23 protein-coding genes are annotated in these 25,237 nt (G+C 58.9%); 16 read left to right on the forward strand and 7 right to left on the reverse strand.

All coding sequences use genetic code 11. The features are described from left to right. Positions 1 to 14 precede the first annotated feature (14 nt). Entirely contained in the window at positions 15 to 419 is a 405-nt protein-coding gene (locus K6T36_RS18390; protein ID WP_004594556.1) for a DUF7541 family protein, read from the reverse strand. A 481-nt stretch (positions 420 to 900) separates the two neighbouring features. On the opposite strand from K6T36_RS18390, the gene K6T36_RS18395 reads away from it, so the two are divergent. Beyond that, on the forward strand, positions 901 to 1,167 hold the full coding sequence (locus K6T36_RS18395) for a hypothetical protein (RefSeq protein WP_004594555.1): 267 nt from the start codon (positions 901 to 903) through the stop codon (positions 1,165 to 1,167). After that, positions 1,151 to 2,662 (forward strand): hypothetical protein, encoded by a 1,512-nt coding sequence (locus tag K6T36_RS18400; protein WP_004594554.1) that lies wholly within the window; start codon positions 1,151 to 1,153, stop codon positions 2,660 to 2,662. The genes K6T36_RS18395 and K6T36_RS18400 overlap by 17 nt, the downstream gene beginning before the upstream one ends. Positions 2,663 to 2,722: 60 nt before the next feature. On the opposite strand, the gene K6T36_RS18405 is transcribed toward K6T36_RS18400, so the two are convergent. The 4 genes from K6T36_RS18405 to K6T36_RS18420 all read right to left on the reverse strand — a co-directional run bounded on the left by K6T36_RS18405 (position 2,723) and on the right by K6T36_RS18420 (position 7,042). Next, positions 2,723 to 3,793 carry an iron transporter gene (locus K6T36_RS18405; protein WP_011222433.1) on the reverse strand — a complete coding sequence of 357 codons (1,071 nt, stop codon included), beginning with the start codon at positions 3,791 to 3,793 and terminating at the stop codon, positions 2,723 to 2,725. A 229-nt stretch (positions 3,794 to 4,022) separates the two neighbouring features. Beyond that, on the reverse strand, positions 4,023 to 5,084 hold the full coding sequence (locus K6T36_RS18410; RefSeq protein WP_004594552.1) for an iron transporter: 1,062 nt from the start codon (positions 5,082 to 5,084) through the stop codon (positions 4,023 to 4,025). Beyond that, a complete protein-coding gene (locus K6T36_RS18415; RefSeq protein WP_011222434.1) occupies positions 5,071 to 6,378 on the reverse strand; it encodes a twin-arginine translocation signal domain-containing protein in 1,308 nt (435 codons plus the stop codon). The genes K6T36_RS18410 and K6T36_RS18415 overlap by 14 nt, the downstream gene beginning before the upstream one ends. Positions 6,379 to 6,454: 76 nt before the next feature. Then, the gene (locus tag K6T36_RS18420; RefSeq protein WP_004594550.1) at positions 6,455 to 7,042 is read right to left on the reverse strand and encodes a methyltransferase family protein; all 588 of its coding nucleotides are present in this window, start codon (positions 7,040 to 7,042) and stop codon (positions 6,455 to 6,457) included. Positions 7,043 to 7,272: 230 nt separating this feature from the next. On the opposite strand from K6T36_RS18420, the gene K6T36_RS18425 reads away from it, so the two are divergent. Both K6T36_RS18425 and K6T36_RS18430 read left to right on the forward strand, forming a co-directional pair. Continuing rightward, entirely contained in the window at positions 7,273 to 7,551 is a 279-nt protein-coding gene (locus K6T36_RS18425; RefSeq protein WP_225935279.1) for a DUF7471 family protein, read from the forward strand. Continuing rightward, positions 7,548 to 8,066, forward strand: a complete 519-nt coding sequence (locus K6T36_RS18430; protein ID WP_004594548.1) for a winged helix-turn-helix transcriptional regulator — start codon at positions 7,548 to 7,550, stop codon at positions 8,064 to 8,066. Before K6T36_RS18425 ends, K6T36_RS18430 begins: the two co-directional genes overlap by 4 nt. A 71-nt stretch (positions 8,067 to 8,137) precedes the next feature. On the opposite strand, the gene K6T36_RS18435 is transcribed toward K6T36_RS18430, so the two are convergent. Next, positions 8,138 to 8,431, reverse strand: a complete 294-nt coding sequence (locus K6T36_RS18435; RefSeq protein WP_004594547.1) for a PadR family transcriptional regulator — start codon at positions 8,429 to 8,431, stop codon at positions 8,138 to 8,140. 133 nt (positions 8,432 to 8,564) lie between these two features. Here K6T36_RS18435 and K6T36_RS18440 point away from each other — a divergent pair, with 133 nt between their 5' ends. The 4 genes from K6T36_RS18440 (at position 8,565) to K6T36_RS18455 (ending at position 10,976) form a co-directional block, all read left to right on the forward strand. Then, positions 8,565 to 8,732, forward strand: a complete 168-nt coding sequence (locus K6T36_RS18440) for a DNA-binding protein (RefSeq protein ID WP_004594546.1) — start codon at positions 8,565 to 8,567, stop codon at positions 8,730 to 8,732. A 75-nt stretch (positions 8,733 to 8,807) separates the two neighbouring features. Then, the gene (xseA, locus tag K6T36_RS18445) at positions 8,808 to 9,860 is read left to right on the forward strand and encodes an exodeoxyribonuclease VII large subunit (RefSeq protein ID WP_004594545.1); all 1,053 of its coding nucleotides are present in this window, start codon (positions 8,808 to 8,810) and stop codon (positions 9,858 to 9,860) included. Positions 9,861 to 9,863: 3 nt separating this feature from the next. Further along, the gene (gene xseB / locus K6T36_RS18450) at positions 9,864 to 10,046 is read left to right on the forward strand and encodes an exodeoxyribonuclease VII small subunit (protein ID WP_011222436.1); all 183 of its coding nucleotides are present in this window, start codon (positions 9,864 to 9,866) and stop codon (positions 10,044 to 10,046) included. 705 nt (positions 10,047 to 10,751) lie between these two features. Then, positions 10,752 to 10,976, forward strand: coding sequence for a hypothetical protein (locus K6T36_RS18455; RefSeq protein ID WP_199242302.1), 225 nt, complete (start codon positions 10,752 to 10,754; stop codon positions 10,974 to 10,976). Between the two features lie 20 nt (positions 10,977 to 10,996). On the opposite strand, the gene K6T36_RS18460 is transcribed toward K6T36_RS18455, so the two are convergent. Next, positions 10,997 to 11,200, reverse strand: coding sequence for a hypothetical protein (locus tag K6T36_RS18460; RefSeq protein ID WP_004594541.1), 204 nt, complete (start codon positions 11,198 to 11,200; stop codon positions 10,997 to 10,999). Positions 11,201 to 11,339: 139 nt separating this feature from the next. On the opposite strand from K6T36_RS18460, the gene K6T36_RS18465 reads away from it, so the two are divergent. The 8 genes from K6T36_RS18465 to K6T36_RS18500 are packed head-to-tail and all read left to right on the forward strand — an operon-like array spanning position 11,340 to position 25,230. Continuing rightward, positions 11,340 to 11,762, forward strand: a complete 423-nt coding sequence (locus K6T36_RS18465; protein WP_004594540.1) for a hypothetical protein — start codon at positions 11,340 to 11,342, stop codon at positions 11,760 to 11,762. 25 nt (positions 11,763 to 11,787) lie between these two features. Continuing rightward, a complete protein-coding gene (locus K6T36_RS18470) occupies positions 11,788 to 13,443 on the forward strand; it encodes a DUF8186 domain-containing protein (protein ID WP_011222438.1) in 1,656 nt (551 codons plus the stop codon). Then, positions 13,443 to 14,345, forward strand: coding sequence for a hypothetical protein (locus K6T36_RS18475; RefSeq protein ID WP_011222439.1), 903 nt, complete (start codon positions 13,443 to 13,445; stop codon positions 14,343 to 14,345). The genes K6T36_RS18470 and K6T36_RS18475 overlap by 1 nt, the downstream gene beginning before the upstream one ends. Next, positions 14,338 to 15,711: a TrbL/VirB6 family protein gene (locus K6T36_RS18480; protein WP_004594537.1), complete on the forward strand. Its 1,374-nt coding sequence runs from the start codon at positions 14,338 to 14,340 to the stop codon at positions 15,709 to 15,711. The genes K6T36_RS18475 and K6T36_RS18480 overlap by 8 nt, the downstream gene beginning before the upstream one ends. A gap of 6 nt (positions 15,712 to 15,717) precedes the next feature. Next, a complete protein-coding gene (locus K6T36_RS18485) occupies positions 15,718 to 16,731 on the forward strand; it encodes a TraC-like domain-containing protein (RefSeq protein ID WP_004594536.1) in 1,014 nt (337 codons plus the stop codon). Beyond that, complete coding sequence (locus K6T36_RS18490) at positions 16,728 to 18,812, forward strand: VirB4 family type IV secretion system protein (RefSeq protein WP_004594535.1); 2,085 nt, start codon at positions 16,728 to 16,730, stop codon at positions 18,810 to 18,812. Before K6T36_RS18485 ends, K6T36_RS18490 begins: the two co-directional genes overlap by 4 nt. Beyond that, positions 18,805 to 23,175 (forward strand): type IV secretory system conjugative DNA transfer family protein, encoded by a 4,371-nt coding sequence (locus K6T36_RS18495; protein WP_004594534.1) that lies wholly within the window; start codon positions 18,805 to 18,807, stop codon positions 23,173 to 23,175. The genes K6T36_RS18490 and K6T36_RS18495 overlap by 8 nt, the downstream gene beginning before the upstream one ends. 39 nt (positions 23,176 to 23,214) lie before the next feature. Next, positions 23,215 to 25,230 (forward strand): hypothetical protein, encoded by a 2,016-nt coding sequence (locus K6T36_RS18500; RefSeq protein WP_134671650.1) that lies wholly within the window; start codon positions 23,215 to 23,217, stop codon positions 25,228 to 25,230. Positions 25,231 to 25,237: the final 7 nt, after the last annotated feature.

Raw genomic sequence — 25,237 nt, forward strand, 5'->3', positions numbered from 1 at the left:
TTTGTTACTGAAACTCAATCAGATGTTGTTTCCGACGTCTCTGCTGTCGATACCGTTGCGCGGGTCTTCCTTCGAACGAAGCCTACCCAGACAAGTGCACCAACGAGACACAGGATACCAGCGATCGCAATCGATTGACCGCGGATTGTCGTCCCGGTCTGGTTCTGTGTGATCAGCAAGATACCGATGCCGAAGAGGACGAATCCTTGAACACCTGCTGCTTTCGCTGGTTCAGTAATATACTCCGCCTCTGTGAGAATGCCAGCAACAGATCCGACGAACAACAACAGTCCCGCAACAGAGACAGGACGAAGGCCGAGAACGACACCGACCTCCGAGAGAGCAAATCCAATAGCGACAAAGAGTGGCCATGGACTCGCTCCCGTGAAGGTTGAATCCGTGTCTTCGGAATCGCTCATTATCTCGAGTTGAGCTTCACGATATAATAAATCGGCTGTTATTGATACCCCTATAGTTAATAGAAAATGGCTGTAATTCAGCCGTTAGTTAATATTGGTGCGGTATAACCTCACAGTCTGAAGCTGGTAATACTGCTTAGTCCCGATTCTCCGCGCTATCCCATCTTACGGTCAAATGGTTTTATAGAGACGCTCTGCCTACTCTTTTTTATGTGCATCTACTGCGACGCCTACGAAGAAGAGCGAGAAACGGAGAGTCAGTCTCCAGTCGAAGACAACCACTCTGAACAAAAGACTACTTCCACGCTGTCAAAGGGAGCGTTTGGACAACTTCGTTCTTCGCTAGCAGATCTGTTGTAACCGACCATTCTGGCCATTGATGACGCCACGTAGGTCGATACGCGAGCGGAGAAGTTCGAACGTCGAACCAGAACGGTTTCAACGCTGACTGGCCTACGGCCGAATAACAGCTTTCGAGAGTATGTCATACGAAGGCACTACGGTTCCACGGCGTGACTCACCTGCAGGGGAGTGTGATTACTGTGGGCATCCGTTCCCGACGACCGACCGCCTCGTCCTCCACAAAGGCTTAGAACATCCCCAAGAGCTGGATGACGACGAGGAGGACGCATTCCTCTCTGCCCGAGCAGACGAAGAAGACGAGTTGCGTACACTCCGTCTGAAAGCGCTTGGAGCCCTCGTGCTCCTGTACTTCGGTCTTCTATTCATGTATGCTATCTTTGCCTGACTCAGATACGAACACCGGGGCAAGCGAAGAGGTACACATAGAGTCAGGTCCAGGGTCGAGGCTTCGTCATTGGGTCGTCTCGAACACGAAGCTCAGACTCTTCGTACAGTTTGTACTCTGGGTCTCGATACTGACGCTGTTTACCGAAACAGTCGCTGCCGGTAACGGGATGACGCTCTCGAAGCAGCCTCGGGATACCCTTGCCGTTCCCCGATGGCTGTATCTTGCCACTGGCGGCGCCACGATCGGCGCCTCTGCCCTACTTGCGAGCTTCGTTACTGATCGAGCCTTTATCCGCTATCTCCACAACTGGTCACTCCCCGGTCCGACGGTCGACGACTGGTGGACACCGATTCGATGGATCGGACGTAGTTTTGGGATTGTCGTCCTTGGACTGGCAGTGTATCTCGGACTGACCGGACCGCAGCTCCCGACAGCAAGCTTCACCATTCTCGTCACATTTGTCGTCGTTCGAGCGGGCTTGCCGATGCTTACGTATCTTGGAGGGAACGTTTGGCCAGCACTGAACCCCTGGCGAGGGATCGTCTCGCTTCTCCCAGCTGGACACAGAACGTATCCAAGAGAATTAGCCCGATGGCCAGCTGTCGGTGGCCTATTACTCCTTGTGTGGATTGAGGTGATTTTCCCTGTCAGCACGATTCCGTCAATTCTTTCGCTTGCGATCCTCGGCTACAGTGCCGTCACAATCGCAGGCGCAGTACTCTTCGGTCCTGACGCGTGGTTCGAGAACGCAGATCCGTTATCCGTCCTGTTCCGATTTTTCGGGGCTGTCGCCCCTGTAAAACGGCGGGACGGGAAGCTCACTGTAAAACTGCCCGGTAGCGACCTGACTGACTCAGACTTAATCACGGACACCTCCGATGTTGCGTTCGTCATTGCGCTGATTTGGGAGCTCACGTACAGCGGCTTCATCACGACGCAGACGGGCGCAGCAACTACCGAGGCACTCGTCAGCCTCTCCAATATTGGAGTGGGAGCCGTACAGATTCGTGCGATCCTCATCTACACACTCCTTTTCGTCAGTGGCTACGTCGTTTTCTTCGCCGCGTATTGGTATGCGGGCGTACTCTCTCGGCGACGGACCGGGACATACATCACAGCGAAACGTATCGCCTTTCGGTTTGCACCCTCGCTATTGGCCATCGCAGCGGGATATCACCTCGCCCACTACACCGGACTGGCTGTATCCCTCAGTCCGGCTCTAGGCATGGCAATTCTCTCTCCACTGTCGCCCCCAGCGAATCCCCTGACATTGTCTCCACCTGGGTGGTTCGAGGGTTTGAGTATCGCCTACGTGCTCATCGGGCATCTCCTCGCTATCTGGGCAGCGCACGCGACCGCCTACGAACTCTTCTCGAGTCGTCTCGTCGCAATCCGGAGCCAGTACCCGTTCATCGGTGTGATGATCGGGTACACCGTTATTAGCCTCTGGATTCTCTCACTTCCAGGAGCGACGCCCCCATATCTACCCTGATTCTGGTGGTTTCGAGAGAACAACGGATCGCACACTAAGGTCAGAACTCAACCAGAAAGATCACTCGGCAGTGAACTCAATCGGGTCCATGTCGAGAAACGCGGTTTCGTAGCCGTCGTGGCGCGCCAGTTGGGGTGGTGTCTCTACAGTGATTCTGACCGTATCGCCAGTCTTGAGTTCATCAATACCCATCCCATAGAAACTCCCGAGGTCAGGATCAAGGGACGCTTGGAGTGTCCCTTGTGTGATTGTATCCCCTCCACGGTCGAGTGTTGCTGAAAGAGCCATCCTCGGGAGCATCACGCGATTGTAGGGTGTGCGTGGAGAAACGATTAGGAAGGGTCCTTCAGTATCACTAAACCGATGGTCACCGTCAACGAGAGCAACCAGCATCGTTGCGTCACCGGATTGCCCTTCGTGGAGTAGTCGACCGGGAAGCTCGGATTTTGTCGGCACGACCGGTTCAGGAATCATTTCCATATCCATTAGATCGACTGTCCCACGGGTGCCTGCTTTGTCCCCTAACCGGCGAATCTCCAAATTGTACGTCTCATCCGTATCGAACGTGAACTGCATCGTGGCAGACTGTCCCTCTGTAAATCGCCCGTTGAATGGACTCGTACGAGCTGTCTGCAACGGGCCAACCTGGAGCGTCACATCGTACTGTCCTTCCCCCGGGAGAGCGATATTGTCGCCGTAGTGGAACCCCATATTCGGCGAGATCATCGGCCAGAGGTTGGTCGAGGACACTCGACCGTCGCTGTTACTGATTTCGACAGAGACGTCGACCGGGAGGATCGTCTCCGTCTCGGTGTCCCAGACACTCGCCATCAGATGCACCGAATCATCCGACTGAACGACGACTTTCGTCTTTCGTGAGCCAGTGAGGTTCCAGAAACGGTGCGGGAAGGAGTGCATCAGTGCAAATCCGAGACTGCCTGCCGTCGTCGTTCCGTACATTCCCATCCCTTCGATGATTGCCGGATAGTAGACCGCGTCAGGTCGATCCTCCACGATCGGTGGATCACGCCATGCAGACTGCGTCTCGAATCCGAGCCGCCCCAGGCAACCAGACAGTACCAGGCCCCCCGAGAGAGCAGTCCCCTGTTTGAGAAACGTTCTCCGATTCATGTTCTCCTCTGAGATACTATGTTTGGTAGATTCATTGAGTCGACCTCGCTGTCGTCAACCGGGGGTTTCTGTAACTGCCAGCCTCGGCCATTCTGTGACTGTCTACGCTAAGCGAACGACGAATCCGGTGAGTACCAGGAGTGAGACAACGCCAAGTAACGTCGCCAGTAGGAGGTGCTTCTCTTCCATAGATTTGGCTTCGGTTGGAATTCTAAAGACACCTTTGGAACTACAACGTCACCTGCACATCTGGCATATCAACGAAGGCTGTCTCGTATCCTTCATGGCGAGCTGTTTGTGGGGGCGAATCGACCGTGATCGTCAGCTCATCTCCCGTCTGTACATCTGCGACCGTCGCTCCGTAGTGATAGCGGAGCTCTGGATCGATGGTTGCCTGTAGAATTCCGTCGAACACTGACATCCCGTCACGGTGCAGTGTTCCCGAAAGCGACATCATCGGCAGCATCGTTCGATTGTAGGGTGTGCGCGGAGAAACAGCGAGATACCTCTGCTCCTCGTCCCCACCGAAACGTGACGCGTCTTCGAGGATCGTAACCACGAACTTCGCGTCCCCACTCGTCCCCGAGCCACGAACGTCCCCCGGGAGCGCGTCCGGTGTCGGCACTTGCGAACTCGGTAACATCTCCATGTCCATCAGGTCGACAGCACCCTTCGTGCCTTCTCTGTCGTCGGGAATGTCCGTATACGAGATCTCGTTGAGCGTCGATTCGCTGAATTCGAACTCGAACGTGAACGAGGCGTTCCCCTGATTCTCGGCCAGCGACCCCGTCCGTCGCGTCGACGGCCCGCCGATGCTGACCTCGACAGTGTATGTGCCGTCGCCCTGGAGCTGTGCGTTATCGCCGAAGTGAAACCCCATCGGCTGGGAGAGCATCGGCCACGGTGCGAACTGGTCGACCTGCTCGCCGTCCTGTGTAATCGTGAGCTGTGGATTGATATCGGGTGGGATGATCCCCGTCTGTGTCTCCCAAACGACCGGCATCAGGTGAATCGAATCTTCGGATTGAATCTCGACCTTCGTGATCCCATTCGGCTTCATCAGCCAGAACCGGTGCGCATACGAGTACGTGAGCGCACAACTGTACCCGCCCTGTTCCTTCATTCCGGGCATTTTCATGCCCTCGTAGTGGGTCGGATAGTAGACTGCGTCCGGGCGGTTCTCGGGGAGCGGTGGTGCCCGCGCTGACCGCGTCTCAAACAGGCCGGTACACCCCGCGAGCCCCACGAGTGACGTGCCCCCGACCGCCCGAAGCACGTCACGACGATTCATGCGTCACCTCCTGTGCGTTCTCGACCGGTCGCGCAGGCGGCAGCGAACGCAACGACCGTGGGGGGACGAGGAAATTACCGCGACGCTCCGTTCGGATGTACTGCAGGATGCCGTTGTTGTTTCGCTGACCGACGGCCGACTGCTCGGTGACGTCAGTGCCATTCATCGCTTCTCTCGTGTCGACGAAGTCGGTGATCCGTCGCTGGAGCGCAAGGAAGTGGAGGCTGGCGGTTTCACCGTCGGTAGAATCGAAGTCGCGCCGAAGGATGAGAGGCGAGTCATCGTCATCGCGAGCGCGGGCGGATTTCTGGGAGTGACCGACGACGCCCATCTCGCGGGCCGTCTCATCCGTTGGCTGACAGTCGTCGATTTTGCTGCTGGTTCCGAGATTGTCTCCAGCGCCCTCGATTACGTCGTTCTCGGCGTGGTACGGACAGAACATCTTCGCCTCACGCTGCCAGCGATCGTCCTGATTGTACCACTGATTGAGATTGAGCTGGAGCTTGGAGATGTGCTGGGTCGTTCCACCGGCGAACGGCCCCGACTGGATTGTCACGCGATCTTCACTGGCCTGGTTCTTTTTGAATCCCGATTTGAATCCCATAAACAGCGGCGCGTCCTCTGGGACCTTATCTGCCGGAACACCCTCTGCATCGTCAGCATTCTCCGCCGGCAACCCGTCCCCAATAAAGCCCGTCCGCCGGTCGGCGATTGAGAAAACATCGGTCAGTGTAGCGTCAGGCTGATCGACACCGTTGAGGGTTGATTTGTTCCCTTTGAGGGCTTCTTCGGCACCGAGCACCACCTGTGCCGTGTTACTCGCGAGATGGACGACTGCATCGGGCGTATCGAACTCGGGATCCTCAAACGGCGCAAGTGCTTCTGGATCAGGGAGGTCAACGTCTTCGGGAAGCGATTCGTCGAATCGGTCGAAGTATGCCGGAGAATAACTCACCGTGAGCAATAACCCGCCCCCGCTTCGCTCGTAGGCGTGTTCGATCCCACGGAGAGCTGTTTCAACTTGGTCACGGTCGTCTTCGTTCGGGGGCCCGTCTCGTCGGTAATTTAGATAGAGGAGCACACGATGGCTCGGAGCGACGACGTTCCCGTGGTCGTCCCGTGGGAGGGCCTCATTCCAAGCGTGCTGACGTTGTGGATACGACGAGAGATCATCCGGCCCTGTTGGGACGTCAACATCTTCACGGCCTAAACAGGCACTGAATGCCGCTGCGCCTCCGATAGCGACGGCCGACTTGAGGAATTCTCTGCGAGGGATACCTCTCTCATCAGTCATTGACGACAGTTAGGAAGCCAACGGAAAAGGCGGTTCTGGTAGAGTTCTTGAATCCCCGCTCAAGGTCGGTAGTAGACTATCTGGTGATGAGCTTCTTCACCAAGTTCCACCCGATAAATCGGGGGGCCCGCTTGCGGTATTGCTCGTATTCCTGGCCATACTGCTCTCGCAGCCACGGTTCTTCGGCAAACGGGAACAGTGCGTACACGAGGATGGTCAAGATGCCGTGTACAGCCAGTTTCCGGGAGTTCACTGCAATGATCGCGCCGACGATGAACGTAATGAATCCCACGCTCTGAGGGTTGCGCGTGTACTGGTAGATACCGTTCGTCCGAAGTTCCCCTTCTCTTCCACTGCTTTCCATCCACCCAAGTTCGAAGAGTGCTGAGAGGGCAAATCCCATCCCGAGTGCGGCGATACCGCTACCCGTGAGTTTGCTCCAACGTTCGGTGAAAATGAAGGAGTCCCGATCGAGCGCGCCCAGCACGGGAAACCCAGCGAACACGACGGAGAGCGCTGACCAATTGAACCACCACCGCCAAGAGCTGTCACCGATGGGCCACACTCGACGGTCAGGATGAACCGCACTGATGGCGTACCCGAGAATCAGCGTGACATCCGCGACGACCGCCGTCAGGAGCGCACGATCTGAGAACGAGGACATACGTGTATGTCGTGATAGTGAAGGACAAAAAAGTGAGACAATCTTGGGTTCGCATCTGGGTACTGCTCCCTCTGAAGAGGTTTGGAACCACCAACCACTCTCTACAATTCTAACATCCGGAGTAACTCGAATCGACGTTCTCAGGTAACTGCGTTTCAAATTCAGCCCACATGGCGGGATTTGTCCCACTCCATAGCGGGTTTACCGGTTCGCAGTCCCTTCCGTTGCTCGTGGTGATCACCGCCGCGGCTGCGGGTACAGCGGTACTTCTGGGACTTGCGATCGGCGCGTTCGTTCAACGCCAATCCCGTCCATATCTGTTAATCGTCGCTGCATTGGCTGCCCTTCTTGGACGCTCTGCGGTTGCGGGGATCTCCATCGTAGGCCTGTTTTCACAAGCCGAGCATCACCTCCTCGAACACGGGCTTGATGTCATTCTTGTAGCGCTCGTTATTGCTGCAGTCTATCACTCCCGAACCATTTCGAACGAGACCAACTTCGATACATGACACACCAACGTGACCGAATTCACGAGTATATTGCCACCCACCCTGGAGAACACTTCAACGCGCTCACGCGGAGACTCGACCTCGCACCAGGACAGGTACAGTACCATCTCAGGAAACTCCAGAATCAAGAGAGAGTGGTCAACCTACCTCTCTATGGCCGGACCCACTATTACACACCGGAATATGATGCGTGGGAGCGGGGAGCAATCGCTGTCCTTCGCCGGGAAACAGCACGCGACATCTTATTCTGTGTTCTCGAACAGGGAACATCCAGCCCGAACGCTGTCACAGAGTCCCTCGGGATTGCTCGGGGAACCCTTGAGTGGCACTTGGATCATTTGACGGAACAGAATCTCATCGAGAAACACCGAGATGTCAATAATCACGTGACGCTGGTCGCAGCCGAGCGGACTGAGACCGCTCGCCTCCTCGAAGAGATCTCCCCCTCGCTGTCCGATCGGATGATCGACCGGTTCACCCGCCTCGTCGATAACCTATTGGCGGATGGATCGTAACGAGCCCTCGGATGTATTTCGTTGAAACGAGAACTTGATTGTTCGATTACTGCACCCACTTGGATAGAACGCTATGCAGTCCCTGAGTCCACGGTTCCCAGATACTGGGTTTCCCACTCACGACGTGCCTCTATTTCACGCTGACCGCGCTGTGTAACTGTGTATACGTTCGTCCGCCTGTCGAGTTCACCCTTCTCGAGCAGTCCTTTGTCGACGAGGTCGTCGAGATTCGGATAGAGGCGCCCGTGGTTGATCTCCTGTTCGTAGTAGTCGTCGAGTTCGTCTTTGATTGCGAGCCCGTGTGGTTCCTTGAGCCCGGCCGTTACATACAAGATGTCCCGCTGGAACCCAGTTAGATCGTGCATCCGTCTGTTCTCTATTTTGAGGGGTGGCATATGTTCTCTCTGGTACCCCGAGGCGATTTTGGCTTGACTGGGTCGGGATATCGCGTGAAAACTTCGAACCTTTATATAGTGGACAGGTGAATTCCGCGATGGAATGTCTGACCTAATCGTCAAAGCAGCCGTGAAGGACGCACTCTCGGACAACAACGTCTCGGCAGATTTCTACGACACGCTCAACGAGGAGGTCGCCGAACTGCTCGACGACGCCGCAGAGCGTGCCGAGTCCAACGACCGGAAGACGGTCCAGCCCCGCGACCTGTAGGCCTGCGTAACGCAGCCAAGCCCGTCACTCGAACGTAGCTTTTTGAGGTTCCTGTACAGAAGTTAGGAAACGAAGATGGCGGACGCACCGGATACTGAACGGCAGGCGGTCGAGCCTGAGGCAGGAGACGTCCTCAGCGTGTCACAGCTGAACGACCGAATCGCCTCGGTCGTCGAGGATGCGCCTGCCCTCGACGGTGTCCGCTGTATTGGCGAAGTCACGGATCTCCATCAGAACAGTACAGCGCTCTACTTCACGCTTACCGATGGCGACGCCGAGCTCCCCTGTATGATCTGGGCAAACCGCTATCGGAAGATGGACGCCGAGCTCGAGGACGGGACTGAGGTCATCCTGGAAGGCGATATCGACTACTGGACTGAAGGCGGGAAAATCGACCTCAAGCCGTGGGAAGTGATCGTCGTCGGCGACGGCGACCAAGCGGCCGCGGTCGAGCGACTGCGCAGCGAGCTCGAAGAGCGTGGCTGGTTCGACGACGAGCAGAAACAGCGCCCGCCAGCGTTTCCGGAACGGGTCGGTGTTGTGACCTCACTCCGAGGGGATGCTCGGTACGACATCCAGAGCGCGATCCACGAGCAAGACCCTACAGTCGACATCCTGGTGAAGGATGCGACCGTCCAAGGGTCAGAGGCACCGACGTCTATCGCGAACGGGATTCACCATCTGGACCGCTCCGAGGACGTCGATTCAATTATCGTCGGCCGCGGCGGTGGGAGCGATTCGAACCTTCAGGCGTTCAACACCGAGCGGGTCGCGGAAGCGATCTTCACCGCGAACACCCCGATCGTCACGGCAATTGGCCATACTGACGACCGGCTAATCGCGGATCGGGTAGCGGATATGGCCGCGATCACACCGACAGCGGCCGGCGAGTACATCGCGAAGTCTCGGAATGACTTCCTGGCTAGCGACATTGGCCCGCTTGAGCAACAGCTTGAGGCCGCGTACGAGACCTTTGAACAGGAGCACGAACACGAACAGGAACTGGCCGAGGCAGTCGAAGAGGCGACCGCGCCTGAGGGCCTGTCGCCAGTTTACTACAAGGTTGCAATTGTCGTGCTCCTAGTGCTGTTGCTGCTCATTACTGCACTCTGGCTGGGGGTGATCTAATCGATGGCAAAAGACACGGACATCAGGAGTCGGATGAACCGAATCGAAGAGATTATCGACCAACTCGACGCGGATGAGGTGTCACTTGATGAAGGGAGTGAGCTGTACGAGGAAGGGCAGGAGTTACTAACTGAAATCCGCGAGCGACTCCACGAAGGCCAGGGCGAGGTCATCGAGATCAAATGAGGAACGGCAGCGGTATCGACTGTCTCTCCGCGTTAACCAACAGCCTGCCGTTGTTCACGAGCTTGTTGGTTAAGGTCGCTAGCCACGGTTACCCTTCAGGCTTATCTGCGATGTCCTCCCATTTCGAACCGTTCGACGGTAGTTCCAATGTTCCATGAGACGGTTCTGATATTCGGCGTCTACCTACTCGCGTGTGGTGTAGCGTGGATCCTCCATGAGTCCGCACACTACGCCGTCCACAGGCTCTATGCGGAATCAGTCTCGTTCGGTGTCAATCGACGTGGCCCATACGTTGACGCCGTTTACGCCCCGTCTGCTCCGACGGTCGCTATCCGACTCGGTTCGATCGCGCCGACTCTCCTCTATACCCCTATTGTCGTACTCGGAATTGGAGCCTATCTCTCGTCGAATCCGGTTCCACAGTTGGATCCAGTCGGGTGGTCGCTTGTCGCCGTTCCTCTCGTGATTTTGACTTTTCCGACTGGTGCTGATATCCAAGCGTGTCTCAACGCCTCAGAATAGCGTTTCTTAACGTGTATTCGGTCGGCGTCAGACAAACACTTCATTAGTTACATAGTCAGATTTTAAGAAAGTCATTGGCCGTCAGTATTTAGTAGATAAGACGCAAGTATGTGCAAATGTATCATGGCACAAGCCAGTCCCCGCAGTACCCCCCGTGAAACTGATACGGACGAGCGGTCCTCCGTGTCAGTTGAAGCGTGGTTGGAGGCGGTCAGTAGAGAACTGGATCCCGCCGAGTGTGAGGACCTCTCCGAACTCGGCATCTACTCGATCCACGAACACAGCAGCGCCCGCACGATCACCCTTCCTGAGGATGCGGACGAGTTCGAGGACGCGACGACGGTAAAGCAGTACTATTTCGAGGGCGAGGATTGCCCGCTTCTCATCGTTGCTCCGCTGCAGGTCTAAGTCGCCCTGTGGGTCGCAGATCAGCAGTCGGTGTCATCTTCTTTGTGGTCGGAATAGAACTGGATGAGGTACTGGAATCGGCCTGTATCACTCGTGAATGAGTCGAGTTCTTCCTGTAACCACTCGTATTTGTCCTGCGGGATTCGCATATTGATTCGGGCCACATCGTCGCTAACATCCGAGTCGGAGTTGCTGGCGCTGGTTGCTGTGTCCGCGTCTGACATTAGTTCGACCCAGGCTATGCGGTCGCATATATCCCAGTAGAATGAGAACTTCTCTAGAGAACTTGGAGAACTTTGAAGATCTACAAATTCATTCAAATTTTCTGACCTCTTTTGGTCGTGCTATCCTTTCCCACAAACGATGTGTGCTAAGGTCCCCTCCGGCGAGACGCCGGCCAGTACTGAGGAATCGACGTCCGTCATTCGGATCATCCACAGGTCCATCGGCCCGATTCTGCTGGCGCTCCTCCCGCTGATCCTGTTCGTGGGGACGGCGGCCGCACAGTCGGATCCGGGGAGCGCATTCTGCGACTCGAACATGGCCGACACCATCCAGAACATCTTCACCATCATCCAGTTCGGTGGGCCGCTCATCGGCGGCGTCCTCGCGCTCGGCGCGACGGTGGCGATCCCGTTCACCCGTCGCTCGGACTGGAAGAAGGAGATGAAATCTGTCCGGAATCAGGGCCTGCTCTGGGGCGTGATCGTCGCCCCCCTCGGGACGGAGATCGTCCAGTTCATCCTGAACAACATCGTGGTCGGTGGCACGAGTTGTGGATTCTAACCACGCACCAGGATTCGCACTCGTCATGTCCGCCGTCCTCGTCGCATCGACAGCCGCCGTTCCAGTGGGCGCCCATCCCCCGAATAGTACTGACCACGGCGTTCCGGAGGAGACCTTTCACAAACTGTGGTCGGGGGATCAAGACGGTGCGACCGACGGTGCGAATCTGAGTAACGGGTCGGCGGTCGAGCAGCTTGGCGAGGGGACCGATGTCCCGTTCGATTCGCCCCCGCGTGCAGTTGAGCGATGGAACCGTGGCGACCACTCGGAGTTCCCGGCGACCAACAGCTCCGTGTCGATCCATCCACCAGATGCGGACCTCACCAGCGACCAGTTCATCAAGGAAGCCTATACTGAGGTGTTCGCCGTTCAGCCGTCCACCCGAGCGCGCCTCTCGTCGTCTAGACAGCCGCTTTACGTCGCTCCAGACGGGACGCTCCGCGGGACCGTCGATTACCGGGTGGCGGTGCCGCCTGACGACACCTCCGGCGATCGACGTGTCTACTGGAGTCTGGAGAGCCATCAGGTTGAGGAGACGAGACTCCTCGTCGACGGCGACGAGGAGACGACGGCTGGTGGTTCCCACACGCCGGCACTGTCGTACTCCTTGGATGGATACGCCGGCGAGGACCACCAGCTCACGCTCCAGGCGAATATCTCGGTCCGACTTCGGAAGGAGGTCGAAGTTTGTACCGCTCACAACGACGAAGGCGATTGTACCAACTGGGAGAGTTCCGTTTCATACCCGACCGAGACCGTCACGGTAACCGATTCCATCGAGGTCACGAAGTATGACCTCGCGGTATCAGGGTTCATCGCGGAGTATCCGAACGGTGATCTCGGCCTCGTCGTTTACAAGAACCAGCCGTGGCTCGGCTACCAGTTGCCCAACGGTGATGTCCGAGGTGTCTGGCGGTTCTACTCAGCCCGAGACAAGGACTGGGATACGCTGGTCTACAGCTCGGACGACGGACAGCGGACCGCCCACTCACCGCTCCATCCACTCCAGGTGAACGCGTACCCCATCGAGACGGGGCCGACGCCGTCGCCCCGCCGGAACGTGACGATACTGGATGTGTACGGGACGTCGACGTCGCCGCCGACGCTCCCGTCGAACGTTCACCTGGATGTTCTCACGGAGTCGTACACGGCCAGCTACGGCATCGCGACGCGGGCCACGACCGACGAACAGCCCGAGACTGTCCGTGCGTGGGGGCTCGTCAGAGGGGTTGAGGCAGAACGGCCCGCCGATGAGTTCGCTCGAATCCAGATCGACGAGAGCAACCTCTCTCTGGAGGTGGTGAACCAGACCGAAGATACGGTCACCGTCCGGGTGACCCTCCAGAACGCGAACACCGGCGCACCAATCAATACCGACGAACGGGACGGCTACGTCGTCGTCAACGGGCAGCGGGTGAACACGACCGGGAACGGAACCGTCACGACGACGATTGAACGTTCCCCTGGCGGTGTGTCGGCCCGATACGAACCCGGCCACTGGTGGCTCAATCCTCCCGGCTATACCGGCGACTCGGATACTGTCCTGCTGCAAGGCTCAGTGCTCCAGTTGGTGTCGACGCTGTTCCGGATCGGCGTTCCCGTCTCGCTGTTCCTCCTTGCAGTGTTCTTCATCGATCGGATTACAGGGTGGCGTATCTGGCCCCCGTGGAGGTCACTATAATGATCAGAGAACATTCAGAATCCCATGACCGGAATTCGGAACGGTGGATTAGTCGACGCCGTCTTTTGGCTTCGTCTGGAACAGCCCTGCTTGCAGGAGTAGCAGGGTGTTCCGGAACCGATGGTCCCGGCAACCAGACTGAATCCCCAACAGGTTCGTCCTCTACGTCGCCGTCTACAGATTCGGTATTTGAGGAAATCAGCTTCGCGGGACCCAACCTTGTGGTGACGCTGGCTGATGATCACGATGTCGACCAACTCAATCTGATTGGTCCAGATGGTACTACGTTCGAACAGTCAACCGTTGCACAGGGAGCTACAAGAGTCGAAATACAGATTGTCTTCAAGACTGGTGGGACGTACTCTGCCGGCGAGTACGAGTTAGTCGCCGTTTCGGGCGAGACATCTGAGTCGATGTCCCTGGAGCTTCGGCCCGATATCCAGATCGTCGATGTCGAACCGGAGTTCGATGAAGATGATGGCTACAGTAGCGGTCGGCTCTTTGTGACGGTCGAGAACGTCGGTACTGGTCCCTCTTGGGTGTATAATATTGGCTTCCGGAATGCGCCGTATCGGAACGCACCTGAGGTAATCGAAGGAGACGGCGTTGCTGATACCACGTTCGAGCGTCCGGAGGCGAGCGAAGAATTCCTCAGCCCCGGTACTGAACGGGAATTCCTGAAACAACGGGGTGTTCTCGTCATCGATGACAACGACGATGTCTCATGTGAGAGTGATACTGCAGAATTAACCGTTGTTGTTCAGACCCCACACGGAGATATTGAGCAACCGATTCGGGCGGAACTGTCCGGTGGATACCACATCGACGATCAAGGCGCAATCCAACACCCGTGTAAAGACGTCCAGATTGAACTACTGGACGGGGGTGGAGACAATGCGTAGTCCCGTCCGATTCCTAGTTCGCTCTATCTTCGTCTTTTTCGGGCTACTGACTACGGGCACTGCTCCGGTTTTAGCTCAAAGTGACGGAGGCAGCGATGGAGGTGCTCTTGGAGACATTATCATCAGCGCTATCCAAGAACTCCTTGAGATACTCTTCAGCCCTATAGAGACCGTCATAGAGAATCACGGTGATGCAGTCTTGCGGACAGTGGTGGGTACTCCCCATCCAGATTCGGTGTTCAATCAGCCGACGAACGCAGCGTGGCCCGGAATTTATGACTACTACTGGGAGATGATTATCCCGCTTTCGCTATCGCTGTACGGCCTCTCGATTGGAATCGTCATTTTCCTTGAATCGACGAGCCACTTGTTCAACGGATACCATCGCTCGAAGCTCAAGAAACGCGCCTTCGCTGGACTGCTCGGTATCTTGTCGTGGTGGTGGATCTCAGCGCTATCGTTGCGGTTTATGGATGCATTGGCTGGGTTCCTCGTCCCCTCGGTGTCAGAAATCTCGCTATTCCAGACGCTGTCGTTCACTGGGATGGGCGTGCTCGGCACGGTCGTCGCTCTCTCAACGAATTTGCTCCTATTCGTGTTGATCGGCCTGATTTACCTAGCGAGACAACTGGCACTCTACCTATTTGTGTTCCTGATGCCACTACTCATTGTATTCTGGATCCCTGGCGTCGGGCCGTTCGCCCTAGTCTCGAAATTCATGAAGAAGTTGGCCGGGTTCTACGTCCCTTTCCTGTTTATGACGGTTCCAGTTGCTCTCCTGTTCCGTCTCGGGGACATCTTGGGGACGAGCTTCGGCCCCTCAGCCGGTGAGTTCGGGGCTTGGTTGACGGCACTCGTTATCCCGCTTCTCGCCGTTGCCTCTCCGTTTGTTTTGTTCTGGCAGGCCGGGGCGTTGTTCTTCATCGCCGACAGGGCGGCCAGGCATATGTCTGCTGAGAAGGCCCGTAGTCGGTTGTCTAGAGGGCGTGAACAAGTCCAATCGGCCAAACAGGGTGGGAGAAACTTCGTTCGAGGAGTGCGCGATGAGCCCGCAGTCAAGAGCGGTGGCCAATACGTCTTGAACTCTGGTGATTCGAGAGCCCACTCTACCGGCCAACGACTCAATACGACTGGCTCTCGCCTCCGTGAAGCGATCACCGACGGCAGCGGTGGAGGGGGAGGAAACAGCGGAGGCGGAAACCTCGGCGGCGGAAATGATGATTCTACGGCCGGCTCCACCACCAGCGAGGATAGTAGTGGGAACGACGGAGGCGAGGAATTCGATCGAGACGATGCGTTCCGGGACCCCCAGACTCGGAACCGGAATCCAGATTCAGCAGATGACCCGCCACGCTATATCCACTAACAACCCATGAGCTCCGCAACTGACCCCGCGAAACGAATTCCGAAGTCACTCGGTACCGACACCCAGTTCCTCGGGAAGTACTCGCTGACGGACCTCGCCGTCGCCGGTCTTCCCGGTGTACTGGTAGTCCTGGTGACGCAGGTCGTTATCCCACCGTCACTCACCGTTCGTGGCATTCCGGTGTCCGCCCTCACGATCCCCCTCGCAGCGATTGCGATCGCCTTCGGTGGGCTGTTCGTCTACCTCACGCCCGGCTACACCAACAGTCTCGACTGGCTCGGTCTGTTCGTGAACTTCCACCGCAGCGAGACGGAGATCGCCCACGAGGAGGCGAAGGAGTACACTCACGTCGAGCGCGTCTACCCGCGACAAGACGCCATCGAGCGGACGGACCGGGCTCTTGTCGGAGCCGTTCAGGTGTCGCCACCGACGATGGCGCTCGCGACCGACGAGGAGTGGGCCCAGAAGGCGGAGGCCTTCCAGGACTTCGTCAATACGACCGTCGAGTTCCCGATCCAGATTTACTCGACGACGCAGGCGTTCCCCGCCGACGAGTACGTCGGGCGGTACGAAGACCGGTTGAGCGACCCGGACGTCAAATCGAACGAGAAACTCCAGGCGCTCATCGAACACTACGTCGACTGGTACGACCGGGAGCTGGCGCAGCGTCAGATGACCATTCGCGACCACTACGTCCTGATTCCGGTACGACCTGAGGAGGTCCGATACGAACGGGCCAGCCTCCTCGAAAAGCTCGCTAGGATCCCCGTACTGGGCATCCTCATCCAGATTGTCACGGCGCCGCCGGAGGAGGAAGAGCGAGCCGCGATGCTCGAGGAACTGGACGAGCGGCGCCGGCGGGTCGAGCGCGGCCTCCGCGGCATCGAGGGGTGTGACACGCGCCCCGTTGATGCGGCCGAACTCACCCGCCTCATCGCGGAATACTGGACCGGCACGGAAATCGAGTACGGCGACCCCGAACAGGTGCTTCGAACGTCCCCCGTCATCAACAAGTCATGATTGGAAACCTGCTGCCCTTCACCGGCTCGGATAGTTCAGAAACTGACGACGAGGCGACCGCAGACGAGGCCCCCGACGAAGAGGGGGAAGATGCTGAATCACAGTTTACCGTGGACTACGAGGCCGACGGTGAGGCAGTCGACGGCATCCCCGAGATCCATCAGACCGTCGTCTCGCCGTCGAGTATCGAGCGAACGCCCAGCGCCCTCCGGACTGACACCCAGTGGGCGCAGAGTCTGTGGGTCGGTGAGTATCCCGATGCTCCGATGGATGGCTTCCTCGAAAAACTGTACGCGGCCGCCGAGACCCAACAGACAGATGTCAGCATCCACATCGATCCTCGTGATACGCGAGAGACGTTGGATTCGCTGGAGAACAAGATCGAGGACCTCGAAGCCGACTACGAGTACCTGACCGAGAAGCATCGTGCGAGCGCCCGGGGCGTCGAGAAAGACCTCGAGGACCACCAGGAGATGTACGACGTCCTTCGGAACACGACGATGCAGGCGTTCGACGTCTCGATGTATCTCACGGTCAGGGGCAACGATCGCGAGAACATCGACGCCGAGTCGGTGTCGACGACAGCCCGACAAGCGCCTGCGAATCTGACGCCGGTGACGCCCCGGTGGTCACAGCTGAAGACGTTCACCTCAGCGAGCCCGATCGCCCTGGATCAGTTCAACGAGACGCTCGACAGCAAGACGCCGATGCTCGGCGGGGCAGTCGGCGCGATGTTCCCCTTCGTTTCCGGTGCGTTTGCGGAACCCGGTATCGAATACGGGACGTACGCGCTGAATTCGAGTCCACTCATCCTCGACCGATTCAAACGGCAAACCGGCTACTGTATGATGGTTATCGGCCGGCTCGGCGCAGGCAAATCCTTCGCGACGAAGCTCCGGCTCGTGCGGCGGGCGATGTTCGACGAGGATACGGTCGTCATTATGCTCGACCCGATGCGGGGGTTCGCCGGCGTCAACGAGGCGCTCGATGGCGAGCGGATCACGGTCGGTGGCCGGCGGGGGCTGAACCCGCTGGAAATCAAACCGACGCCCGACCACGTCCTGCAGGAGGTCGACGACATCGACCCGTGGGGCGAGCAGATCAACTGGGTGATGACCTTCTTCGCGACGTTCTTCGAGCACGTCGCAGACCATCCACTCGGCGAGCGCAACCAGACGCTCCGGCGGGCCGTCCAAGAAGCCTACGAGAAGCGCGGGATCACCCGCGATCCAGAGACGCACACCCGGGACTCGCCCACCATCCACGACGTCATCACGGTCCTCGAAGAGATGGTCGAAGACCCCGAGGAGTACGGCTACGTCACGGATGGGGAGCAGGAAGCCGTCCAGTCCGATGCTCAGTCGCTACTCAAGGACCTCCGACCGTCATTCCGCGAGGGCGGTGAACTCGAGAATCTGGCTCGCCCCTCCGAGTTCGACCTCGATTCGAAGGTCATCTACCTCGATCTCCACCAGGAGGAGGGGACCCGTGGCCGGGCGGAGACCAGCCTGATGATGCAGGTGCTGTTCAACAGCGTCTACGAGCGGGTCAAACAGACCGACAAGCGCGTCGTCTTCTGTATCGACGAGGCGCACTACCTGATGAACGACGCCGTCTCGTTGGACTTCCTGGAGACAGCCGTCCGGCACAGCCGCCACTTCGATCTGAGCCTCGAATTCATCACGCAAACGGGGGGTGAATTCGCGCTGACGCCGGAGGCACGCACCATCGCGAACCTCTGTTCGTTGACCGTCCTCCACCGCGTCAATGAGGAGAAAGAGAAGATCGCCAAGTGGTTCGACCTCAGCGAGCGGCAGGTGAACTGGGTTACCTCCGCGAAGGCCGGGGAAGACGAGGACGGCTACTCTGAGGCGCTCGTCGGTATCGACCAGGAGGGATGGTTCCCACTCCGAATTCGGGCAAGTGACTACGAGGCTCACGTTATCGACGGCGGCGCTGCGGACGTGGCCGAGCTTGAACCCGAGCCGACGACGAGCGTGACGAATCCAGATAGCCGACCCGCCGGAACGCGTGCCGACGGCGGTGAACCAACTAGCACTACCACTCAGGAGGATGACTGAACAGACCCCGTCAGAAATCCCGTCAGTGGCTAACGGCGACGAGTACATCCGGATCACTCCCTCCCGGAGCGATCTCGCGCCGGAGACCGTAGTCCGTCAACTGGCCGGCCTCCACGGCCTTGACGCTGGCAACGACGGACTTCTCGCAAGTATCGGTCCCTTCGGCGATCCGCCACCGGTGTTCGAGTTCCTCGCAGTGAGTGAGGGGGCAGACGAGCCGGTCGAGTTCTATTACGGGGCCGACCGCCGGTTAGATGCCTTCGAAGAACGCCTCCGGACGCTGTATCCTCCGACCGTCACGTTCGAGCGGGTCACCCTTGACTTGGAAACGAAGCTACTCCCATCGACAGCAGACCCGTCTCAGGACCACAGTGCCGGAGGTGACGATAGCCACGGAATGAACCCCAGGACAGCTGAGGAATTCTCCGGAGACCCGAATTCGGATTCAGAGCCCGTGACTCTCTTCGATTCGACGGGGCAGGAACCGGTCGGTGATGGCGGAAGTGTGCTGTCGGAGAGCACTATGTCGCAGGACGAGGACGAAGTCTTGTTCGAGGCCGATTCGAGTGACGAGTCCACAGCGGCTGGTCCGTCCGACTCCGAACTCGATGCCGATCACCAGCCGGCTCATACGCAACCGACCGTCGATGAGACGACCCCACTCGGAATCAGTTGGCACGGGCAGGCTACCCGGCGGGAAGACTGGATGACGACACTACCCCAATTCACGAATACGGAAGACGACGATGACGATCACGCTCGGGCCCCGCTCGCGTCACTCATCGATCAGCTGACCCGGGCCGAACACCCGATCGCGTTCCAGGTACTCTTTCAGCGGAAATCGGACTGGACGCACGAGGCACGAGAGCGCCAGCGGAAGCTCCGTGAAGGCGAAGACCGGGTCGTCGACTGGTTCTTCGGAGAACTCCTCGGAAACACAGAGAACGAACCACAGAGTCCGTCGAACACCGGGCGACAGCGTCGGTATCTCGACATCGGTGGGCGAGAGCGGGTCGAGGCTATCGACGAGAAGGAGCCACAGCACACGTTCACGGTGAATATGCGGGCACTTTCGCTCGTGACCTCCGACCGACAACGAGAGCGGGTTGACCATCGTCTCGATGATATCGGGTCGGTATTCGATCACCTGAACGGGCCGCACTATCGGCTCCGACCGAAGCGCATCCGCCGTGGGCTTCGAAAGGGGCGGCGAGCCAAGAAGCACGCCGACCGGGTACTCAACGCTACGTTGGCTACCAAGAGCGACTGGCGGAAGACCCGCCCCGATCTCGTCCTCGGGCCGGCTGAGTTGGCGAACTTCGTGGTCGTTCCGCCGGCAACTGACCTCACGACCGAGGGCGGGCGGGGGTCCGACGCCGAACCCGAGAGCCGGACGCCCCTGCCACTCCCGGCGCAGGACCACATGGATGCGTTCACGGACGCCGGGATGGCGATCGGCCGCGGTCTTGGGGAAGACGGTACGCCCACGTCGGAGCCGATGCGGATTCCCCCGCATCTACTTCCGTTCCACGTCGGCCGGTTCGCGAAGAGCGGCGCCGGCAAATCGGTCGCGCTTGAAAACGACGCCCTCTCGCTGTACGACCAGACGAACGGGCCAGTGTTCATCATCGACTCCAAGGGCGGGAATTTCCCCGAGAACTATATGCGGGCTCACGCGAAGCGCTTCGGCACCGACGACCTCGAGGAGAACGTCCTCCACTTCTCGGTGCCCGACATCCTGCCTGGCTTCGCGTTCTTCGACATCACGCCGGCATTGGAGGACGGCGTCCGACGCGTCGACGCGATTCAGGACAAGGCCGACCACTACGAGGAGCTCATCAAGCTCGTGATGGGGCCGGAGCGGTACGAGGACGCCATCGCCTCGCCGACGCTCATCAAGTACCTCATCAAGGCGATGTACGACGAGGAGTACGGCCTCGAAAACGGACACTTCCGGCAGGATACAAACTACTTCACCCACGACCAGTTTGAGCAGGCGGTGACCCAGTTCCACGCCGCCGGGCCACCAGATTCGACACCCGAAGATGCACCGCGAGCCAGCGACCCGCAGGTCGCCGAGAAACTGGAGCGACACCTGCGCTCGAACCCGGCGACGTTCTCGAACGTCGTGAGCGGCATCAGCAACCGGATGGACTACATCACGCAGGACGCCCATCTCCGGCGGATCTTCAACAATACCGAGTCACAGTTCGACTTCCGCGACCTCCTCGACGAGGACAAAGTAGTCATCTTCGACCTCGGCGATCTCCGCGACGAGGCCGCCCGTGTGATGACCGGCGTCATTCTGACGCAGCTCTACGATGCTGTCAAGCGTCGCGACGGCGACGAGCTGGCCCGCAAGCCAGACGACTACGTGGCGAACCTGCTCATCGACGAAGCGTCGTCGGTCGTCGTCTCTGATACGCTGACGACGCTGCTCGAAAAGGGGCGGGAGTTCCGGCTATCCATCGAACTCGTGACGCAGTTCCCTGAGCAGATGAAGGAGGCCGGCAACCGCGAGGTCTACCTGAACGTCCTGAACAACATCGGCAGTCCGCTCGTCGGGAAGATCGCCGTCGACGCCGACATCGCCGAGGCACTCTCACACGAGGCAATGGATCCCGTCGAGTTCAAGAATCGGATCAGTTCCCTCCCGCGTGGCGAGTGGATCGCACAGCTCCCGAGCCCAGAGTTCGGCGAAACCGGCCCCGACCCGTTCAGTATCGAACCCCTTCCGATTCCACCCGGTCATCCCGATAGCGAGCAGCCACTGACCGGGACGCAAGAAGAGCGATTCCAAGACGCCTTGGACGCCGTCCACGAGCATACCCGCGAGGAGTACGGGGTCGCCGGCGGGACGACCGTGGAGAGCCGTGACGCTGCGACTGACGTCGCTCTGGAGAACGCGGATGACCTACCGTTGGAAGTCGCGATGGCCCGTGCGATTCGCGCCGTCCAGCTGTCGAACGACGTACGTGAGACGAACGGCTGGGTCTCCGTCGAGGACGTCGATGAGGAACTGCTCTCGCGCATCGAGGAAGACACCATCGAGGCGCAGGGCTACGAGACACTACCAGAAGTGAGGGAGGCGTCCTCGCTCATCGAGGTCGATCTCCCGGACGGTGGTTCGTCGGTGCAGTGTCGGCTCACAGACGAGGGTGAGCAAGCAGCCGCGCCCGACACGTCGACATCACCGACCGGCGGGGGCGAGCACCACGATGCAGTCCTTGAAACGGTCGAGCAATCCCTCGCAACTGCGGGGTTCTCCGTGGAGGTCCTCGATCAGAACGGGGAGTCCCGCCCCGATGCCATCGCGACGCATCCGGATCTCGACCGGGAGCTCCAGGTGGAGGTCGAAACCACCACCCACGTCCGGCCGGCGAAGGTCCTCACGAACCTCCGGAAGGCCCAGGAACAGGAGCGAATCCCGCTGTTCGTCGTCGCAGACCACGACGATCAGCCGGCTGACGAGATTGCCGACCGGCTTGCGAAAATCCTCAGCGAGCCGCGAAATCAGCTCTCCTCCGGGGAAACACGGCTGTATACGATGAACCACAACGTCACATTCAACGGTGGTGCGCGAGCCGCGGATGGAGTGACGGCCGTCCGACCGGCCACTGGTGGTAGTCGCCACACCCGCTGGTTCGAGCGGGACGGTGCGTTCGTCCTCGAGGATAGTGCCGGAGACCAGCACGCCCGGATCGACTCCTTCGACGCTGTGTCGAAAGATCAGTTCCCGGCGACGTACAGCTACGACGCCGAGAGCGAGTCATACACCGTCTTTAGGCCGGGAGAACTTCCCGAGTCCTACGAGTCACGTGAGGCGTTCGAAGCGGATTGGGTACCTGTCAAGCGCCCGTTCGTGCCCAGTACCGACCTACCCGTTCCGGAGTACACGGATGATTCGTATGCGATAGGTGTCATCGAGGATGAGCAGAATCTCGAGCTCTACACTCGAGACTCTGACGCGACCAAAGACCTTGCTGGGCTCATTGAGGCGATCGAAAACAATGAACTCCATCTGGCAGGTGTGGAGCCAGACGAACCTGCCGATAAGCAATCTATGAAGCAGGAAGACCACGAGAACGATCCGTTCGGCATCCAAGCATTCGTCCGCGATAGCATCGTTAAATCCGGCGACGGGGTCGTCGCGGTCGCTGAGGTCTACGATGCGTACGAGCAATATGCGACGGCCGAGGAGTACGAGGTGAAGCCAAAAAACCGGTTCACACGTACGCTTCGCGACCACGTTGCGTTCGAGCGTGACAAGAAGTGGTTGGACGGTCAGACGCGACGCTGTTACGTCGGAATCGAGCTGGACGACGCCGGCGACCAGGAGGAACCGAATGATGCCAGTGCGTAGTCGTTTCGCTCCCGCTCAGGAGGTGCAGGAGCACACGAAATGACGCTCTCCGAGGCAGCCATCCGCGAGCACTACCGTCGTGCCAAACCCATCTACGAGGCGCTGGCGACTGTCAAGAACTATCCAACCATCGGGTTGAACGACTTCGTCGGATGGTACATCAAACGCGACCACGACGACGTCGAGGCGATTAAGGCCGGGTATCCGCAGCGCGGACGGGTTGCCCGCCTCGATCGTGACTACGACGAGATTCACGACCGCCTCAACCGGACCCTCTATGCCGTCACCACCTACAAGACACCGACCGCCTTCCAACAGTGGGAACCCTGTCGCTACGACGAGTCTGAGGGGACGACCGTTTGGCAGGATGAGCCCCCAACCCCCGGGTATGCCGACCTCCGGGCAGTTCCCACCTGGGGCGATATTGACCTCGCCGACGACATCAAGCCGCAGCGAGGCGACCTGGATGGCGAGACGCGTGCCCTCGTCGAGCGTACCCTCGACGCCTACATCGACGAGTATGCAACGCTCTACGGCACGCGGAAGGCGGTGTATGCGCTGGACTCCGTCGGGGGCGCGTACGTCTTTGGGGCCCCGGAGGCCACACTACCAATTGCGGACCACTTCAATGACGATCCGGATGCGCTCGAACGGGTGTTCAACGAGTTCCTCGACCGCTCGAACGCATGGCTCCAGAAGGCAGAGGCCCGCGTGAACGAGCGCGTCGACGGCGCCGGCGACGTCATTCAGCCCGATTGGGTGAACAACAAGAACCGCCAGTACAAGCCGCCACTCTCGATCCACGCCGACCACGATGCCGTCGTCACGCCCATCGCGACCGACAACGTCCGCTACGAACTCCGTCCGTTCGAGGGTGTCGACGACGCACTCCTCGAGCAGGCGGTCAGTTGGGCCGATGACCTCACGCGAGTCGAGCACACGGACTGCGTCGACTCGCTTGTCGCGACGCTCTGGCCGGACCTGTACGAGGACCACGGGGGGTGGCAGGCCACGCTGGAGGAATGGGTGGAAGCGGAGCGTGAGCGGGAACGGGAGCGCCAGCGACAGCGTGAGGCAGCGCTCCAGCGACGCGAAGAGCGAATGGCAGAACTCGACGGTACCCTCGAAGGCCGTCCCGTTACGCCGTTCAAAGAGGACGTCTACGAGGCTGTCGAGGATATCGACATCACCGAGATTGCCCGTCACTACGCGAGCGATGCCTACGATACGGATCCGAACCAGCCGCGGCCGCAGTTCGACCCGTGCTGGCGCCACAGTGAGAGCGGGCAATCCTGTTTCGTCGACGAGCAGGCCAATACCTTCGGCGATTCGAAGGTTAACGCCGGGGGCGGGCCGGCGAAGCTGATGGCGCTCGCGACGGGGATTATCTCCGCCGCCGATGCGGACCTCGACGGGGAGGACTACTGGGCTGCCGTCGACGAACTGCGGAGCGCCGGCTACGACATTCCGGTGTGGGTTCCAGAGGCCGGATCGGACCGCGTCGACGGCGGGACCTACGACCAGATGCCGTTCTGGGCCGTTCGGAAAGCGGCTGTCGCGCTCGAGATTTGTCCGGAGAATGCGTTCGTCGATCGTGAGGGCGAGGAAGGAACCTACGAGGGATTCCCCGGGTACGAAACCTACAACGAGACGCTAGAAGCCATCGAAGACACGGACCTGAACCACGGGCGCGAGCGGGTCACGCCCGAGGAGAACGCAGCTGACGATGAATCGAAGTCACCCCCCGAATCTCCTACGAGTGACGATCGACCTGGTGACTTGGACCGGGCTCACCTTCGCGAAAAGAACCGTCTGTTGACAGCGAAAATCAAGCGTCTCGAATCTGAACTGGAGGAGAAATCGGAGCAAATCGAGGGGCTGGAAACAAAGGTCAACCATCTCCAATCGGAGCTCGCTACCGTCCGCTCTGAACGTGATCGGCTAGAGGCTGCTCTCGAAGAACGTGAGTTCGAGCAAGAGCCAAATCAGGGAAACCAGGACGAGAATCGATCCCCACTTGACAGGGCGAGAAGGTTCATTTCATCCAATCGGTAGACATCTC

Origin of the sequence: Halobaculum roseum, from assembly GCF_019880245.1 — an archaeon.
In the GTDB taxonomy this organism is placed as follows: Archaea; Halobacteriota; Halobacteria; order Halobacteriales; family Haloferacaceae; genus Halobaculum; species Halobaculum roseum.

What these genes read in the sequence shown, in the direction of transcription:
- K6T36_RS18390 (WP_004594556.1), bottom strand. Translation starts at nt 419, where the DNA reads ATGAGCGATTCCGAAGACACGGATTCAACCTTCACGGGAGCGAGTCCA.
- K6T36_RS18395 (WP_004594555.1), top strand. Translation starts at nt 901, where the DNA reads ATGTCATACGAAGGCACTACGGTTCCACGGCGTGACTCACCTGCAGGG.
- K6T36_RS18400 (WP_004594554.1), top strand. Translation starts at nt 1,151, where the DNA reads ATGCTATCTTTGCCTGACTCAGATACGAACACCGGGGCAAGCGAAGAG.
- K6T36_RS18405 (WP_011222433.1), bottom strand. Translation starts at nt 3,793, where the DNA reads ATGAATCGGAGAACGTTTCTCAAACAGGGGACTGCTCTCTCGGGGGGC.
- K6T36_RS18410 (WP_004594552.1), bottom strand. Translation starts at nt 5,084, where the DNA reads ATGAATCGTCGTGACGTGCTTCGGGCGGTCGGGGGCACGTCACTCGTG.
- K6T36_RS18415 (WP_011222434.1), bottom strand. Translation starts at nt 6,378, where the DNA reads ATGACTGATGAGAGAGGTATCCCTCGCAGAGAATTCCTCAAGTCGGCC.
- K6T36_RS18420 (WP_004594550.1), bottom strand. Translation starts at nt 7,042, where the DNA reads ATGTCCTCGTTCTCAGATCGTGCGCTCCTGACGGCGGTCGTCGCGGAT.
- K6T36_RS18430 (WP_004594548.1), top strand. Translation starts at nt 7,548, where the DNA reads ATGACACACCAACGTGACCGAATTCACGAGTATATTGCCACCCACCCT.
- K6T36_RS18435 (WP_004594547.1), bottom strand. Translation starts at nt 8,431, where the DNA reads ATGCACGATCTAACTGGGTTCCAGCGGGACATCTTGTATGTAACGGCC.
- K6T36_RS18440 (WP_004594546.1), top strand. Translation starts at nt 8,565, where the DNA reads ATGTCTGACCTAATCGTCAAAGCAGCCGTGAAGGACGCACTCTCGGAC.
- xseA (WP_004594545.1), top strand. Translation starts at nt 8,808, where the DNA reads ATGGCGGACGCACCGGATACTGAACGGCAGGCGGTCGAGCCTGAGGCA.
- xseB (WP_011222436.1), top strand. Translation starts at nt 9,864, where the DNA reads ATGGCAAAAGACACGGACATCAGGAGTCGGATGAACCGAATCGAAGAG.
- K6T36_RS18460 (WP_004594541.1), bottom strand. Translation starts at nt 11,200, where the DNA reads ATGTCAGACGCGGACACAGCAACCAGCGCCAGCAACTCCGACTCGGAT.
- K6T36_RS18465 (WP_004594540.1), top strand. Translation starts at nt 11,340, where the DNA reads ATGTGTGCTAAGGTCCCCTCCGGCGAGACGCCGGCCAGTACTGAGGAA.
- K6T36_RS18470 (WP_011222438.1), top strand. Translation starts at nt 11,788, where the DNA reads ATGTCCGCCGTCCTCGTCGCATCGACAGCCGCCGTTCCAGTGGGCGCC.
- K6T36_RS18475 (WP_011222439.1), top strand. Translation starts at nt 13,443, where the DNA reads ATGATCAGAGAACATTCAGAATCCCATGACCGGAATTCGGAACGGTGG.
- K6T36_RS18480 (WP_004594537.1), top strand. Translation starts at nt 14,338, where the DNA reads ATGCGTAGTCCCGTCCGATTCCTAGTTCGCTCTATCTTCGTCTTTTTC.
- K6T36_RS18485 (WP_004594536.1), top strand. Translation starts at nt 15,718, where the DNA reads ATGAGCTCCGCAACTGACCCCGCGAAACGAATTCCGAAGTCACTCGGT.
- K6T36_RS18490 (WP_004594535.1), top strand. Translation starts at nt 16,728, where the DNA reads ATGATTGGAAACCTGCTGCCCTTCACCGGCTCGGATAGTTCAGAAACT.
- K6T36_RS18495 (WP_004594534.1), top strand. Translation starts at nt 18,805, where the DNA reads ATGACTGAACAGACCCCGTCAGAAATCCCGTCAGTGGCTAACGGCGAC.
- K6T36_RS18500 (WP_134671650.1), top strand. Translation starts at nt 23,215, where the DNA reads ATGACGCTCTCCGAGGCAGCCATCCGCGAGCACTACCGTCGTGCCAAA.